General features: G+C 36.9%; 10 protein-coding genes. 3 read left to right on the top strand and 7 right to left on the bottom strand.

Annotation, left to right across the window (positions count from 1 at the left end):
- Window positions 1-248: 248 nt before the first annotated feature.
- Window positions 249-2,288, top strand: a complete 2,040-nt coding sequence (locus OWO01_RS09955; RefSeq protein WP_268780305.1) for a beta-galactosidase — start codon at window positions 249-251, stop codon at window positions 2,286-2,288.
- 198 nt (window positions 2,289-2,486) lie between these two features.
- Entirely contained in the window at window positions 2,487-3,824 is a 1,338-nt protein-coding gene (locus OWO01_RS09960; RefSeq protein ID WP_268780306.1) for an APC family permease, read from the top strand.
- Between the two features lie 146 nt (window positions 3,825-3,970).
- On the opposite strand, the gene OWO01_RS09965 is transcribed toward OWO01_RS09960, so the two are convergent.
- The 7 genes from OWO01_RS09965 to OWO01_RS09995 all read right to left on the bottom strand — a co-directional run bounded on the left by OWO01_RS09965 (window position 3,971) and on the right by OWO01_RS09995 (window position 15,718).
- Window positions 3,971-5,713: a methyl-accepting chemotaxis protein gene (locus OWO01_RS09965; RefSeq protein ID WP_268780307.1), complete on the bottom strand. Its 1,743-nt coding sequence runs from the start codon at window positions 5,711-5,713 to the stop codon at window positions 3,971-3,973.
- A 233-nt stretch (window positions 5,714-5,946) separates the two neighbouring features.
- Entirely contained in the window at window positions 5,947-6,963 is a 1,017-nt protein-coding gene (locus tag OWO01_RS09970) for a glycosyltransferase family 2 protein (RefSeq protein ID WP_268780308.1), read from the bottom strand.
- A 17-nt stretch (window positions 6,964-6,980) separates the two neighbouring features.
- Window positions 6,981-7,616: a hypothetical protein gene (locus tag OWO01_RS09975; RefSeq protein ID WP_268780309.1), complete on the bottom strand. Its 636-nt coding sequence runs from the start codon at window positions 7,614-7,616 to the stop codon at window positions 6,981-6,983.
- Window positions 7,613-10,075, bottom strand: coding sequence for a beta-glucosidase family protein (locus tag OWO01_RS09980; protein WP_268780310.1), 2,463 nt, complete (start codon window positions 10,073-10,075; stop codon window positions 7,613-7,615). Before OWO01_RS09980 ends, OWO01_RS09975 begins: the two co-directional genes overlap by 4 nt.
- A 133-nt stretch (window positions 10,076-10,208) precedes the next feature.
- Window positions 10,209-13,076 (bottom strand): glycoside hydrolase family 3 protein, encoded by a 2,868-nt coding sequence (locus tag OWO01_RS09985; RefSeq protein WP_268780311.1) that lies wholly within the window; start codon window positions 13,074-13,076, stop codon window positions 10,209-10,211.
- Between the two features lie 615 nt (window positions 13,077-13,691).
- Window positions 13,692-15,011 (bottom strand): ATP-binding protein, encoded by a 1,320-nt coding sequence (locus tag OWO01_RS09990; protein WP_268780312.1) that lies wholly within the window; start codon window positions 15,009-15,011, stop codon window positions 13,692-13,694.
- Window positions 15,008-15,718, bottom strand: a complete 711-nt coding sequence (locus OWO01_RS09995) for a LytR/AlgR family response regulator transcription factor (protein ID WP_268780313.1) — start codon at window positions 15,716-15,718, stop codon at window positions 15,008-15,010. The genes OWO01_RS09990 and OWO01_RS09995 overlap by 4 nt, the downstream gene beginning before the upstream one ends.
- A gap of 318 nt (window positions 15,719-16,036) precedes the next feature.
- Here OWO01_RS09995 and glf point away from each other — a divergent pair, with 318 nt between their 5' ends.
- The gene (glf, locus tag OWO01_RS10000; protein WP_268780314.1) at window positions 16,037-17,140 is read left to right on the top strand and encodes a UDP-galactopyranose mutase; all 1,104 of its coding nucleotides are present in this window, start codon (window positions 16,037-16,039) and stop codon (window positions 17,138-17,140) included.
- Window positions 17,141-17,181: the final 41 nt, after the last annotated feature.

Here is a 17,181-nt window from a genome sequence, read left to right on the forward strand (position 1 = left end):
TTCGATTACCAGCGTCTGTTGCTCCACGGAAATCATTTGAAATGAGAGTCCTTCTAGCGATTGCTCTAAGATTAACCATTATCTTGGTGGAGTTTATTCCCTGCAATACTAAGTTACGAAGTCTTCACTAGCTTTACTGCTTTGAACATTTTTCTATTTTTCAAGACCTAGATCGATCGGTTACCAATCACCTAGATTTTTTAGTATAATTAAAGCGCTATCATTTTTTTATTAAGGGGGATAACGTTATGGTGAAAAAACTTCAAGAAGATAAGATAAAACTAGGGGTCTGTTATTATCCTGAGCATTGGCCTGAAAGTTTATGGGAAGACGATTTTAAGCGGATGAAAGAGTTAGGATTTACCTACGTTCGTGTTGGAGAGTTCGCTTGGAGTGTTTTCGAGCCAGAGGAAGGTGCTTTTTCTTTTGAGCTTTTTGACCGTGCAGTAAACTTAGCAGACAAGATTGGTTTAAAGATAATCATGGGGACTCCTACTGCCACACCACCTGCTTGGTTAACAAAAAAATATCCTGATGTGTTAAATGTTACACAAGAAGGTATTACTATCCACCATGGAGAACGACGACACTATAACTATAATTCAGAAAATTATCGTAAATTATCCTCGATTATTGTTCGGGAGATGGTGAAGCATTACAAAGAACACCCGGCCATCGTCGGTTGGCAAATCGATAACGAGTTAAACTGTGAACGAGATGTTTTTTATTCAGAATCAGATCATTTTGCATTTAGAGAATGGGTAAAGAAAAAGTATCATACGTTAGAACAAGTAAATGAGGCTTGGGGTACGGTCTTCTGGAATCAAACGTATTCAGACTGGGATCAAATCTATTTAACACGAACAACCAATCAGGGCTCTCCCAATCCACACCATGCTTTAGATGAGAAGCGATTCATCTCGGATAGCGTCATTTCCTATGCAAGATTACAAGTTGACATTATCCGTGAACATACAACAAAGCAATGGGTCTCTACAAATGGCTTATTTGGGCATTTAAACAGTCATCAATTAACGAATGAATTGCTCGACTTTTTTGCTTATGACTCCTATCCTAATTTCGGAAGTGTAGCAGATGATAAGTCCGAAAAACCACTACGAGATCGAAAGTGGAGTTGGAATTTAAGTGTAGTACGAAGCATCTCACCAAACTTTGCAATTTTCGAACAACAGTCAGGTCCTGGTGGTTGGGTAACAAGAATCGGTCAACCCTCACCAAAGCCAGGACAACTTCGCCTCTGGACATATCAATCCATTGCCCACGGTAGTGACATGGTACTGTACTTTAGATGGCGTACAGCTACGAAAGGAACGGAAATTTACTGGCACGGAATTAATGATTATCATAATCAGCCAAATCGGCGGGTTCAAGAAGTCGATATCGTTGGTAAGGAAATCGAAAAAATTGGAGAACAGATTGCAGGTTCGGAGTTTTTTGCAGAGGCCGCCATTGTTATAAATTATGATAATGATTGGGACGGAGAGCTTGATGAATGGTACGGACCATATGCATCAAAAAGCAAGAACGATTGGTTTAAAGCTTTTCAATACAGTCATGTGCCTGTAGACGTCTTCCATTTAACCGGAGATACAACGGTAGAAGACTTGAGAAAGTATAAAGTATTGATTTTACCTCACATGGCAATCGTTGAAAAAGAAACTGCTAACGTGTTAACAGACTATGTAAAACAAGGTGGTAAAGTCGTTTTTGGTTGTCGAACTGGATACAAAAACAAGACTGGTCAAACGTATACGTTGCCTTTTCCAGGGTACTTAGCTGACCTAACGGGGATTACTGTAGAAGATTTCACAAGAGCACAACCTTTTGACGATATTACGCAAATTCACATGAAGAACGGCAAAGCTTTTGCGGCACATGATTTTAACGAATCCCTTCAATTAAATGGCGACCATCTTGAAGTTATGGCTACCTATGCGAATTCTTATTTAGAAGGAAAACCTGCACTAGTGAAGTGTACCGTTGAAGAAGGAATCAGTTACTATTTCGGTGGTGTCTTTGATTTAGAAATCGCCTCTATGATGATCGATGAATTAGCATTGAACAACTATAACCATTTACTTGCATTGCCTGAAAATGTTGAACTGTCGATACGAAGGAAAGACGGTGAAAATTATATCTTTCTATTGAATTATTCCGACAAAGAACAGGAGATTATTTTGAAACAAAATATGCAGAATCTATTAACTGGTGAAGTCATCTATGAAAAAGTCTTGATGAAACCTTTTGATGTACTTGTTTTGAAATAGGTAGAGCGTTTCGTTTGTACATTATAAAGTAGAAAATAGCGGCATACTTACTAACTAATGTTAGTGGTTGCCACTATTTTTTTCTATTACAATCGACAAATTCCACCAAAAACCGGGCGGTGCCAGGCACCATGTTTATTCTCCGTTTGTTACAGGGTAAACATAACCACATTATACTTTAGGAGGCGGGTTTTTATCATGGAAAACAACTACCAAAAGGACAGTATTACGCTCATAGGGGCAGTTGGTCTTGGTATTGGAGTGATGATTGGGGCAGGTATATTTGCGTTATTAGGTCAAGTTGCTCAAATAACCGGTGCATTATTCCCATTCTCTTTTATCGTTGGTGGTATGATTACTGCTTTTAGTGCTTATGGTTATGCGAAAATGGCCAATGCATATCCATCTGCAGGCGGAATCGGGATGTTTTTCGTTAAAGCATATGGTAAAGGAACAGCCACAGGCGGTGCCGCGCTTTTAATGGCCGTTTCTATGGTGATTAACCAAAGTTTGATCGCCCGTACTTTCGGGACTTATACATTACAATTGTTCGGCGTAGGTCCTGATACCTTTATCGTACCCATATTAGGTGTTGGCCTAATCATCTTTGCTTTTCTTATCAACCTAACCGGGAACAAATTGATTCAGACATTTACATCGATTGTTTCGATCTTAAAAATTGCAGGCATATCAATCTTTGCCCTTGCCGCCTTATGGGTTTCAAGATTTTCTTTTGACGGTGTTTTATCCGGAGACATTCCAGAACAAAACGCGTTAGGGGGATTTATCGCTTCGTTAGCACTTACAATTTTGGCATTTAAAGGTTTCACAACGATAACCAACAACGGTTCAGAGATCGTCAAACCACACAAAAACGTCAGTAGAGCTATAGCCATCTCCATCTCGATTTGTTTGGTTATATATTTACTCGTCACCTGGGCTGTTTCTAGCAATCTTTCAGTTTCAGAAATCGTTGCTGCAAGGGACTATTCCTTAGCAGAAGCTGCTCGTCCTACTTTAGGTGATTATGGTTTATGGTTTACAGTAGGCATTGCAATTTTAGCGACGATATCAGTCATTATCGCTAGTATATTTGCTGTATCTCGTATGACAGCCATGTTAACAGAGATGAAGTTAATTCCTCATAAACACTTTGGTTTACCTGGCAACCTTCAACAACATATGCTCGTTTATATTGCTACGATCGCGATATTTCTAACAGTATTCTTTGATTTAAGTCGCATCGCTACACTCGGGGCAATTTTCTATCTAACAATGGATATTATGTTTCATTGGGGTATATTAACACGACTAAAAAAGAAGATTGACGCAAAAATTTCTATTATTGTCGCAGCACTTGTCTTTGATGTAGTTGTACTCGGTGCATTTATCTGGTTTAAGATTACAACCGATTTATTGATTGCCATTCTTTCTATCGTTTTTATGAGCATTATTTTTGTCGGGGAATATTTTTATTTGAAGAAGCGATCCTTCGATGAAGATGATGAGGCTACTGTTGAAACACATAGCCATTAATCTTTAGTGATTTATATGATGATGTGTGAATTCATCTTTCTGACTAATTACTCACATATTTCGCCCAATACACATAAGGAACCTGTCACCGCCCGACCTCATTATCTTTCGACAAGAACAGACAAAAAACGGGCGGTGACAGGCACTTAATCTACTTTCTTGAATTTTGCTACGTGGTTAGATAATTCATCGACTATCTCTTTATTTTGATCTGCTTCATCAGAAATACTAGTGATCGATTCAAGTAATTGATTTGTATTTTCGCTAGAATCGACAACAACGCGAACACTCTCATCAACGGCTGATGCGATCTCATTAATTCCTTCAGCCATACTCGTTGTAATCAATTTTAGTTCTCCAGAACTTGTACTAAATCGGTCAAGCATTTGTTTGATGACGTCAACATCCTTTTTGTAGACATCTGCTGCACCCACAAATTCATCATAATCATTTAATACATTTTCCGTGATGTATGATATCACATGATTTGCATTATCTACTAATTCATCGACTGCTTTCGTTACGACTATACTAATACTTTGAATATCACTTGCCGTTTCTTTGGTGTTTTCTGCAAGTTCTCGGATCTCATCAGCGACAACAGAAAAACCTTTACCAGCACTTCCGGCTCTAGCAGCTTCAATCGATGCGTTTAAAGCAAGCAAATTGGTTTGTGCAGAAATTTCTAATATATTTGATGTAAGGATATTTATTTTTTCTACTGATCGACTATTTTCTATCGATGACTCCATTGTTTCCGTAATTCTTTGAACAATCTCTTCCGTTTGGTCTTTGCTTTGAATTGACTGTTCCCGTACAGTATCCGCACGTTCTACAATGGTTCCTACATGAATAGCATTTGATTCAGCATCCTCAGCAATACCATTCGCAGAGGATAACACGCGTTGAGCGCCATCATCGATGTTCTGTAATGTACTACTGATTTCTTCCATACTAGCTGACAATTCATTCAAAGAAGTAGAAATATTAGAAGTGGAGTCTTTACTTTCCAAAATATTACCTCTCGTATTTTCTGTCGACTGATATATTAATTTTGAGCCTGATTTGATCGAGATCATCACATGTTGTAAAGTATCTAGGAATCTATTAATTCCCTGTATCATCTGGCCGATTTCATCTTTAGAAAAGCTCTCAATTCGAGTCGTTAAATCACCCTCATCTTTTTCTAACTTACTTATGATGTCTCTTAAGCTTTTATTTCCTCTTACCAAAGGATTTATAATTGTCTTTACCGTGACCCAGAAGGCTACAATAGCAGATACAACAAATATAATTGCCATTGTCCAAATGATGATGGTCGATCTATTTACTCGAGAATTTATCAGATTCACTTCATGATTGATACTAGCACCCAATACTTCTCGAAAATTACTTTCCGATGTTTGTACCTGATCTGACAATGCCCGTAAGGACTGATAACTTTCATTTGCCCTCACGCGATTATCTTGTCTAATATGTTCTGCAATAGCCGTAGCTTCTTCCACATACATCTCCATACTTTCTAAATAAGGGGCATAAGCTTCCTGTAAATCATTGTTCATTGCTCGTTCAGAAAATTCAGCTGTTATATCAGCGATTTCATATATACTATCTGTTGCCACGATAACACTATTTGTTACGGTTTCTGATAGTTCTATATTATTCGATTCATCACTTAACACATATTCTTGAATAGATAATTCGATTTGCCCTACTTCTTCTGCTAAATTCACTTGCTCATTTTGTAAGTTAATGAAAGAATTCGAGATCAAATTCGATGATAATTGAACTTGTAAATTAGTGATCCCACTAAAAACAGTGTTTACTATGAAAATCATTGATAGAGCTATTAAAATAAATAGTATTCGTTTTGCTATCGAGTTACGCATGTAGTTCCCTCCTTATTATCAAACTATCCCTTTCAAATCATTATGTAATAGGATGATAATTTTGCTTTTTATAGTATATTTTTTCAAAAAAACTAGTCTTTTAAAAATGAGCGTACGAAGAAAAGGCACTCCATTAGACGAAAGCCTTTATTAAATCCCCACGACCATACGTGACACTTGAATTTTGTTACTAGAAAAAGCGAGAACATCATCGATGCTCTCGCAATATGTTTCTAATTAAACCCAATCATTTTTTGAGATACTTTGTATGCACCTACTGAAATGCGACGGCCAAACCAACCAGGCAGATTGGTTAAATGACCCAAAAACCCAAATCTAATATTTTGGTAAAGCAATGGATCTTTTGCTTTAATGTATCTCATTAATTCTTTTTTCTTTTTTAAATTCTCTCTTGTTCCTGAGCGAATCAAAAATATCGAAGAAATAACGGTGACAATTTCCAATTGGTGTAACATATAATCGTAAAGATTAATATTCTGAATCGACCGTAGTTCCACACTTTCCACCATTAACTTGTTAACCTTAATTTGTTGATCAATTCTCCTGATCATTACACTTTCATTGATAGACTGATCGTCTCTTCCAATAAAATAGCGATAAAAGTCAACATTCAAATAGTACATTTTCTTCACAAAAGGAAGGGGTTGATAGACATATAGATTATCTACATAAAAAGTATGCTTCGGAAGCTCAAGTCCACAGTCTTTTAACAACCTTGTTCTGTATATAATGGAATGCATCATCAAATATTGACTTTTGCCAAATTCTTTTATATCATCCCACGTAAAAACAACATCTTCAGGAAGGACATCGTCATATTTCATTACTTTTTTATACTTTGAACCTTCTTTTTCATAAACAAAATTACTAACCAACATATCTATCGACACTGTCTCTTCGTCAAAATCACGTAACGTCTGTAAAACCTTGAGATAAGCTCTAATGTCTACCCAATCATCGCTGTCTACTACCTTGAAATACTTTCCTGTTGCATTTCGAATACCTGTGTTAACTGCTTCGCCGTGTCCTCCGTTTGGCTGATGTATCGCTCGAACGATAGTAGGATACCTTCTCGCGTAATCATCAGCAATTTCCGCTGTTTGATCAACAGACCCATCGTTGACTATAAGTAGCTCAACATCCTCCCTACCGGGTAACAGGGATTCAATGCAATTTCTCATATACGCTTGAGAATTATAGCAAGGAATAACTACTGATAATAATTTCATTTTTCACATCACCTTTTCTAGATTTTTGGCTCTTCAGGTACTTGTTTAAAAATAATTTTAAAGATAGGGAAGAACACCCAGAATGATATTGCACTATTTATAATCATTGTCACGATATCTGCTGCTGTTTCTCCAGCGGATCCCCAACCCAAAGTATTCATGAAGAAGTTATACACTGGTGTTTGATAGAATCCTAAAGCGGCTGCTGCAACAATGGTAATTATAATATAAGCAACGAAGTACCAGAAAGCTGCTTTCCATACACTACTATTCGATTTAAACGTAATACTTCTTTGCGCAAAAAAGTTAATAATCTGTGCAACAGCAATACTAATCTGTACTGCTAGGAAAAAAGCGAGACCTCCGCCGCCACCTTCAGAGATAGGTCCGGCCGCAAAGTCAAAAATATAATTGGGACTACCATCCACTGTTGTTCCAACTTGCCAGATTTGAAAGTTCATATTCACTAATGCTGTTTCTGCAAAGATGCTTCTGAAAAGAGGCATTAACACCAATTGAAGCACCGTTACACCATTACTCAACAGAAAGAACATCAAAAATTGAGCGCTATTCGGGTATTTTTCTTTGATCCCTTTCCAGAGACCCGTGACTCCAGAAGAGGAACTCGTTTTATTTACATTTCCTTTACTCATAATACCTCTCCTTTGTCATCTTTTACAGTGTTAATTGTTCCCTCAGCCTTTTTTTGTGCTTTTACTAATTTTTTTCTTTCTCTTAGCACATGGCGTAACCCTTTAAAGAAGTTTCCATTAACGATTATTAACATTCCATCTACCATTGGCATATTAATGATACCACCCGTCATTCGGGCATAACCTCGAAACGGCATATGATAAACAGACATCATAATAAGGTTTGCTGTATCTCTTTTTCCAATCTTCCATAAAAAGGAGTGAGAAAACTTGATCAATTTGAATGCAAATCGAGCAAATAGGCCTTTTGCATACCTACACTGAGCAATGGTGTCATTATAACCAAGTGGTCTTGTTCTGTCCCATTTGCTTTCCGGTAACTTATGACCAAGAAGTGCCTCAAATTCTTCAACACTAACTTTGTTTGCTTTACCAGAATAGTAGGAAGGTAATTTCTCCTTTCGATAAGGATACGGTACATTTGTCCCTTCGATAAAAATAGCACCTTCTAATCGTATATCCGCAATCGATGTACCAATCATTATGTTGTAATTAGCTGTTTCAATTTCCCATCGGTTCGTTATCACATTAAAATAACGGAAGGTTTTATCGTCAAAAGGAATGGTAACTGTTTTAGTTTCACCAGCATTTAAAAATACTTTTGTAAAACCTTTAAGCTCCTTCTTTGGTCTAAAGATGGCTTCAGATTGGCAACCTACATACAATTGAGCTACTTCCATTCCTGAGACTTCCCCAGTGTTCGTGATGTTGAACTGAACTTCGTCTTTATTCACTTGAATATCAGAATACGCAAACGTTGTGTAACTTAATCCATAACCAAATGGGAAAAGAACATTCACATTCGCTGTATCATAATAGCGATAGCCGATAAATGGACCTTCTCTATACTCAACACTCACTTCCTTACCTGGAAAATGATGATATGCTGGTGTATCTTCATAGCGAAGAGGATACGTTTCTGCTAATTTCCCTGATGGATTTACTTGTCCAGTAACAATTCTTTGGATCGCCTTCGCGCCAGCTTGACCACTTAAATAAGCATGCACTAAGCCTTTCACCTTATTAATCCATGGCATTTCTACCGCTGCACCACAAGAAAGGATAGCTACAACATTAGGATTTACCTCGTGTAACGCATGGATAAGCTCAATTTGATTCTCTGGAATCCCCATGCTTTGACGATCCAACCCTTCAGCTTCTGTAACCTCATCCAAACCAATATACAATAGAACAACATCTGCTTCTTTTGCTAGTGCACAAGCTTTATCTATTTTTTTCTTGCTTTTTTTCCCATATCTATCAAAACCTTGTTCAAAACCAATACTATTGATCCCAGATTCCTTTAACGAATCTAATGTATTATCTAAGAAAGTTGGATTAACAATAGAGGAACCTGCTCCTTGATACCTTGCTTCTTTTGCAAAATCACCAATGACAGCAACTTTTTTATCCTCTTGAAGCGGAAGAATGTTCTCTTCGTTTTTCAAAAGAACAATCGACTCTTCTGCAACCTTCTGCGCCATCTGATGATGTTCCTTTTTATCGATGGTTTTTGATTCTTCTTTAAAGGCTTTCTCGGTAGTAAAAACTAAATCAAGCAGTCGGTCTACACATTCATCTAACACTTCTTCACTGATTTTTCCACTTTCAATTGCAGAAACAATTTCCCGATTGGTTTCTCCTGCTGTTGTCGGCATTTCTAACTCGTTGCCTGCAACTAAACCAGCAACGCGATCATTACTTCCGCCCCAGTCAGTGACAACAACACCTTCGTAATCCCATTCATTACGCAAAATCTCTTTCATTAAATGAGTATTTTCATTCGTATACTCTCCGTTTAACATGTTATAAGCGGACATTACCGTTTTTGTTTTACCCTCTTTTACTGCAATTTCAAAAGCAGTCAAGTAGATTTCTCTTAACGTTCTTTCATCCACAATCGTATCGATGGACATTCGTCTTTCTTCTTGATTATTTACAGCAAAATGCTTTACACAAGCAGAAATTCCGTGGAATTGAATTCCTTTTATCATGCCAGCTGCGAGCTTACCAGCAAGATAAGGATCTTCACTAAAATATTCAAAATTACGTCCAGCTAAAGGACTTCTTTTCATATTGATTCCAGGACCAAGAAGAACATTGACTTTCTGGGCAACCGCCTCTTTACCTAGGTATTCCCCCATTTGTTCTCCAAGCTCCGTGTTCCAACTATTCGCCACTGTTGCAGCAGTCGGAAAACATGTTGCTGGAATACTTTCGTTAAGTCCTAGATGATCCGCCGCTTCGGCTTGTTTTCGAATACCATGTGGACCATCTGCAAGAAATATATTAGGAATTCCCAACCGTTCAACATCCATCGTTTGCCAAAAATCTTTCCCTGACATTAAGGACGCCTTTTCTTCTCGTGTCATTTTGTTAATTATCTCTTTGTATTTCATGGACATCCCTCTTTTTTGAAATTGGTGGTACTTATAAAAAGTACCACCAACGTGTTTTTCGGATCATGATTCAACAATGTCTTGACACACTTTCACAAGCGTTTTTCTATCTCATATCGTTTTATTTGTTTATTTACGCTGCTGTTACTTCGTTGTTATTCTTTTTTTTACGAAATGTGAAATAGAAACCAGCTGCAATTGCTAAAATCAATAGAATATCAACAATAATTGTAATAACAACCCATGTTGGCATTTCAGTACTTAAATCATCATCAACACTTCTACTATTAGCAACTGTATATAAAATGTTGTGCGATGCATCACGCATTGCCCACAAGTTATCATTGCTACTCGTATCAGCTTCTGGTACCCCCATTGGTGCAACACCTGTTAACATCATGTCATTTCCGTTACGGATTGCTTTTTCATATACCATGTACGGATAGAAGTCGCCGATATACATATCCGTAATAACTGTGCCACGGAAGCCCCATTCGTTTCTTAATACTTCTTGAAGCAGACTTGGATTGGCACCAGCCCAAACCGTTCCGATACTGTTAAAGCCAGACATCATACCACTTGCTCCGCCTTCTTTTACTGCAATTTCAAAAGGTTTCAAATAAATATCTCGCATTACTTGTTCATTACTCCAAGTTAAAACCGCATTCGTTCTGTTCTCTTCTTGGTCATTTAAAGCAAAGTGTTTCATGTATACGAATCCACCTTGGCTTTCGTAACCACTAACTGTTCCTGCTGCCATTTTCCCAGAGATTAATGGATCTTCTGAATAATACTCAAAGTTTCTTCCACTAAATGCTGTACGGTGAATATTCGCACCGGGAGCATACCAACCGGTTGTACCATAAGCCACACCTTCTGCACCTACTGCTTCACCCATTCTTTCTGCAAGCTCGATATTCCAAGTAGAAGCAAGTACTACTCCTGCTGGGAAAGCGATACCTGATACTGGTGAATTAGAAATATATGCTGTAATTCCAGAAGGACCATCATAGTCTACTGTTGCTGGCTTACCAACTGATTCAATCTCATACGTTCTGTAACCACCTAATGTAGTCAAGTTAACTAGATCATTGACAGACATTTGATCTAACAGGTCTTCCCACATCGGATCATCATAGTCTACGTCCGTAAAATCAGTAAGCGTCAATCCATTATCAGCATCCGTTGTTGGAGCATCAGATTGTGTATCTTCTGGCAGGTTATATCTAGCTGTATTAATTACATCTACAAAGCTAGGATCTATTATTCTACCTCTTAATACTTGTACTTCTCCATCCTCATTCGTAACTGTAAATTCTTCGTGATTCACTAGTTGATCAAAGTTTTCAAATCCATTTTCTCTTGAAAGATAAGTAGCAATACTTCCCTCACCCATTACATACTCATCGAATTGGTTTACAGGTGCTTGCTCATCCGTAGATCGTCCTGAGTCAAAAACTACTTGAGACAAATCTCTTGAATCTACTTCTTCAATTACTTCATGTGAGTTTTGCATGAGATAAACTCCATACTCACCTTCCTCAAGTACATAAGCACCGTCGTTACTGTAAACACGATCATAATCATAAACAGCCATATCCTCTACTTGATAAGAAATAGTAATTGTTTCAGATGCGCCTGGCTCAAGCATATCTGTTTTCGCAAATGCTGCTAAATCTCTAGCAGATCGTTCAATATTACCTGTGTATGGAGCGGAATAGTAAACTTGTACGACTTCTTTTCCTGCCACATCACCAGTATTCGTTACCGTTACATCAAACGAAATTTCTGTATCATCCCATGATAAGCTTCCGTCCACTACTTCTTGTTCGAAAGTTGTGAAACTTAACCCATAACCAAATGGGAATTGTACTTCATTATAGTAATCAATGATCCCTTCTTCTGCAGCGGTTTCATAATATCGATATCCTACATAGATACCTTCTGTATAATCTACATATTTTAAAGGAACACCTGCTTGATCGAAGGCTTGTTCATAAGATCCATCTTCGTTTTCAAGGATATAATTAAAGTCGCCAAAATTCGTTATCGCAGGCGCATCTAAAAGATTTCTTGTGTAGATATCTACTGTTCTACCAGAAGGATTCACTTCACCAGCTAATATTTTTCCTAGTGAATTGAAACCACTTTGTCCCGGACCTCCAATAGAAATAACACTCTTAATTTCATTGTAATCGTCTACCCAGCTAAGTTCGAAAGTGTTACTGCTGTTAACTACTAGAACGACATCTTCAAAGTGTTCCGTAACGATATCTACCATGTCTTGCTCTCGATTCGTTAATTGTAAATAATGTTTATTTGGATCTAAGTCATCTTCATGACCGTAGCGACTACCTGTTGCACCGAAAGCGCTACCTTGTGGGTCAAACGTATCTGGACCATCCATTACTCTTGGAAGGTCAGCACCTTCACCACCAGAACGAGCAATAAAGATTACTGCTGTATCTGAAAATTCTGTTGCTTGTTGCATTCTCTCTGCTGTATAGAAGTCAGCAGCTATCGGTTCTGTAATCGACCAGTCTTGACCATCCATATCGATTAGTGGACGTTCCATTCCTAACGATACGTAATCTTCATACAACTGTTCATTAATCTCAAAACCTGCATTTGCAAACCCATCTCTAGGTGTAATGGCTGTATCCGCATTCACGCGACCGGAACCAGTTCCCCCATACACAGGATCTGTGAAACTCCATCCAAAAACATTTACTCGATTTCCATCTGTCGACAATGGTAATAGATCTTCGTCATTTTGTAGTAAGACTATACCTTCATCTGATATTTGCTCCGCAATGACTTGTGAATGCTCCCGAGCTTCAATCGCTTCAGGACTTTCAATATCAATCTCATTGAAAAATGCTGTAATAACATCTGAATAGTATGCTAGTGCCACGTTTCCGGCAACTCCTATTAGAAGAAGTGTGGATAATACGACACTCATTATAATTCGAAATTTCTTCTTACTTCTTTTTCCTGACATTTTTTTGCCTCCTCAATATAATTCTGATAAATAATTTCTTTACTTTGACTTATCTATACCTATCTAAAACAACCAATCTTTTTTGGAAGAATGCCAATATAGTAAACGCAATCATAAAATAGAAATCGAATCAGAATTCAAATGTTAACGTTTACTAAACTTCCCTAAGAACTTTTTTCATTCTCGATTGAATAAATTACTTAGAACGGTTGTGTCAGAAAATATAGATACACACATCGGATTGAAAAGGTATTCATTTCATAAAAGAATTTCTCCTCGATGTGATTTATGAAAAAATTTTAACATATCTTTTGCTTTATGCAGATAACTTGCATGAACGGTAGCGATTTTTGCACAACGTGTAAAAATAAAGTGAAACTTCAATCAGTGGGGGTTTAGTTATTCCCCCACTGATTGTTAGCCCTAAAGGATGACCTAAAGGCCCTTGAACCATTCGGGGTGCTAGCGTCCGTTACTCCCACTTAAACAACTTGCTTTTCTCGTTGTTTTGAAGTGGGAGTCTTACGGACGGTTGCTCCGGGATAAAAGAAAAAAAGTTTGGATATGCAGCGATAGCTATCCAAACTTACTAAAAACGCTATTAGTTATTTACTTCTACTTTTCTTTTTGGGTCAGCATGGGGATCAGAATCTTTAACTCAAACCAATTGTTTTTCTGGTCGACCTTCGCCACACCGTCATATTTTTGTACTGAATAACGAATACTCTTTAATCCATAACCATGATAATATTTGTCTTTCTTTGTTGTTAACGGCAAATCTCCTTCAAGCTCTAGGTTGCCTTCAAAATAATTTTCTACTCTTATCATAAAGAACGTTTTTTGAGCAAATACAGAAACATGAATTAACCTTTTTTCTTTGTCTTCCACCTTTTTTTCGTACTCAATTGCATTGTCTAAAGCATTACCAAAGATCGTACATATATCCATAACATCCATTCCGTTTAACAGTGTTCCGTCTGCAACACAAGTTAACGTAATTCCATTTTTAATACAGTACATATTTTTGCTTGCTAGTAATGTATCCAAGACTTTATTACCCGTTTTATACTGTGCTGCAAATGCTTGAATATCTTCTTCCATCTTGGTCAAATACGCATTTCTCTTCTCCGGATCTTCTTCGGCTCTTAGTGCAATGATCTGGTTCTTTAAATCATGATACTTATAATTAATTATTTCAACACTTTCTTTTGATTGCTGATATTGAAGGTATTGATTTTTTAATATGTTTTGGACTGCTTCAAGTTCGCGCTTTATTCGTATTTCGTTTATTTGTATATGATAAGCAAATAAGATCGCAAATCCACCTAAGTCTACTAGTGTTCGAATATTAAGGATCTCCTGGGCATATTGTCCGCTAAATGGGGTTCTGGATGTTACAAAACTTAAATTACTAATCACAAATACTGCCACACCGATAACGACAGTAGCCCTTAATTCACGTTTATTCACATTCAACCTTCCATTGTCTGGAATATGGCGTTTTTCTAACATCCAGATGACAAAGAATACACCACCATACATGATAATTAATAAAAGGACTTCTAAAAGTAAATTGCTATTCGTGTCATACCATAAGTAATACTGTACTTGCCATTGAAAGGAAGCAACTAATTCTGCTGCTACAAATGCTTTTACAGTAAAATAACCAGCTTCTGTAATAGTTATATCACAACTTAAATATATCAGTAAAAACATCATTCCAATAGCTATAATCATACTTGGAATCCAAAAAGGAAGTGGCAAATCTCTTGTTACAACTAAGAAAGCAGACTGAAGAACCAAACCACCGACTAAAAAGGCACCCAGTCTCCATCCAACTATTTTCCTTCTCAATATCGAGATATAAACAAGACAAGCTAGCCATTCTGCTAATGCTGTATATATTCTAGGGATATCAGGGAAAATATCGGTCATTTTATCACCTCTCCCCAATAGTTTGCTAATGCTTCCATGAATTCTTTTCGCTTATTACGACTAACTGGTATGTCTTCTCCATTTACAATAGCACTACTATCCTTCATACCATCAACATGTTCTAGATTGATTAAATAACCTTTATGACCACGAAAGAAAGGGTACTTTGCTAACTCATTTTCTAGATCCTTCATTGTTCCGATCGAAATTAACTCCTCTTCTTTTGTATAAAAAACAAGCTTATGTCTCTGACTTTCCACATAATAAATATCGGAAATGTCGATCCGTCTCACTCCATCTTTCAGTTTAATCGTAATATAGCTCGACTCTCGCTTTTTCATTCTTTCCATCGCTCGATTCAGTCGTTCAGAGAATGAGAAGTAAGAAATAGGTTTCAAGAAATAATCCAATGCATCAACAGCATATCCTTTGATCGCATACTGAGCCATACTCGTAATAAAAATAATGACTACTTCTGAATCAATTTTACGGATCTCTTCTGCTGCAGACATACCGTCCATTAACGGCATTTGTACATCCATGAAGATGATGTCAAATTGAGCGTTATAGTTTCGGATAAAATCATCACCATCAGAAAATATTGCTATATCAAAACTTTCCCCTTTATCTTGCTCAAAGGCCTTTAAAAAATTGCTCAATTCTTCTTGATAATGTTTTTCGTCTTCAACGATTGCAACGCGGATCATTGTACCACCTCCTCTTTGGAGTTGCTTTAGCAAATATTTTTATCGAAAATTTAATTTTAACATGTACCGAGACGAATCGCACAGGATAATATCATTTTAAGAACGCATGATTTTTTTCTCTTCATCTACTCTGATAATTCGTTTATCTAGTGAATACTTTCTTGTTAATTATATCGGTTAGAAAGGCGGTTTTCTCTACTTTTTACGAAATAAATCAAATGGTAACTTCATCTTTCCTGTCAATATTTGTTGCTAAATCTTTATTGTTATGAAAAAATAAACAAAATAAGAGAACAAACAATAGAAGGAGACCTATCTATGTATGATTATTTAATCGTTGGTGCCGGATTGTTCGGATCTGTATTTGCATATGAAGCAAATAAACTAGGGAAGAAATGTCTTGTTATTGATAAACGAGACCATATTGGTGGTAACGTATATACGGAAAATGTAGAAGGAATACATGTCCATAAATATGGGGCACATATTTTTCACACAAATAATAAACAAATCTGGGATTATATTAACCAATTTGCTGAATTCAACCGGTACACCAATTCACCCGTTGCAAATTATAAAGGAGAAATCTATAACCTTCCATTCAATATGAACACTTTTAATAAATTGTGGAATGTAATTACACCGGAGCAAGCAAAACAAAAAATTGAGGAACAAAGAAAAGCAGCGAATATTGCAAAACCAACCAACTTGGAAGAACAAGCAATTTCGTTAGTTGGAACGGATATTTATGAAAAATTAATTAAAGGATACACCGAAAAACAATGGGGAAGGCCTGCTACAGAATTGCCTGCTTTTATCATTAAGCGATTACCCGTTCGGTTTACTTATGACAATAATTACTTTAACGATAAATACCAAGGAATTCCGATTGGTGGCTATACTGCAATCATTGAAAAAATGCTGTCTGATATTGATGTGCGATTAAATGTCGACTTTTTTCAAGAAAAGGAAACGTTCGAAGCACTTGCAGATAAAGTTATTTTCACCGGAATGATCGATCAGTATTACGATTACCAATTTGGCGTACTTGATTATCGGAGTTTACATTTTGAAACGAGAGTAGTAGACAACACAGACAACTTTCAAGGAAGTGCTGTCGTCAATTACACGGATAGCGAAACCCCCTATACAAGAATCATAGAACACAAACATTTTGAATTCGGAAAGCAAGATAAAACTATAATTACTGAAGAATATCCAAAAGAATGGAAACCTGGGCTAGAGCCTTATTATCCCATCAATGATGAGAAAAATAATACAACTTATAAAAAATACAAAGCGCTCGCCGAAAAAGAAACAGATGTTATTTTTGGAGGAAGATTGGCTACTTATAAGTACTATGACATGCATCAGGTGATTGGAGAAGCGTTATCTGTTGTCCGTAATGAATTACTAACATAGAACGACGCTTTGGTAAAAACAAGGAAAAGGGAAGATGAAAT

This window comes from Natronobacillus azotifigens, from assembly GCF_026805325.1.
GTDB lineage: Bacteria > Bacillota > Bacilli > Bacillales > Amphibacillaceae > Natronobacillus > Natronobacillus azotifigens.

Excerpts from the sequence above, each read along its gene's own strand:
- glf (WP_268780314.1), top strand. The coding sequence starts at position 16,037 with ATGTATGATTATTTAATCGTTGGTGCCGGATTGTTCGGATCTGTATTT.
- OWO01_RS09995 (WP_268780313.1), bottom strand. The coding sequence starts at position 15,718 with ATGATCCGCGTTGCAATCGTTGAAGACGAAAAACATTATCAAGAAGAA.
- OWO01_RS09975 (WP_268780309.1), bottom strand. The coding sequence starts at position 7,616 with ATGAGTAAAGGAAATGTAAATAAAACGAGTTCCTCTTCTGGAGTCACG.
- OWO01_RS09980 (WP_268780310.1), bottom strand. The coding sequence starts at position 10,075 with ATGAAATACAAAGAGATAATTAACAAAATGACACGAGAAGAAAAGGCG.
- OWO01_RS09990 (WP_268780312.1), bottom strand. The coding sequence starts at position 15,011 with ATGACCGATATTTTCCCTGATATCCCTAGAATATATACAGCATTAGCA.
- OWO01_RS09960 (WP_268780306.1), top strand. The coding sequence starts at position 2,487 with ATGGAAAACAACTACCAAAAGGACAGTATTACGCTCATAGGGGCAGTT.
- OWO01_RS09955 (WP_268780305.1), top strand. The coding sequence starts at position 249 with ATGGTGAAAAAACTTCAAGAAGATAAGATAAAACTAGGGGTCTGTTAT.
- OWO01_RS09965 (WP_268780307.1), bottom strand. The coding sequence starts at position 5,713 with ATGCGTAACTCGATAGCAAAACGAATACTATTTATTTTAATAGCTCTA.
- OWO01_RS09985 (WP_268780311.1), bottom strand. The coding sequence starts at position 13,076 with ATGTCAGGAAAAAGAAGTAAGAAGAAATTTCGAATTATAATGAGTGTC.
- OWO01_RS09970 (WP_268780308.1), bottom strand. The coding sequence starts at position 6,963 with ATGAAATTATTATCAGTAGTTATTCCTTGCTATAATTCTCAAGCGTAT.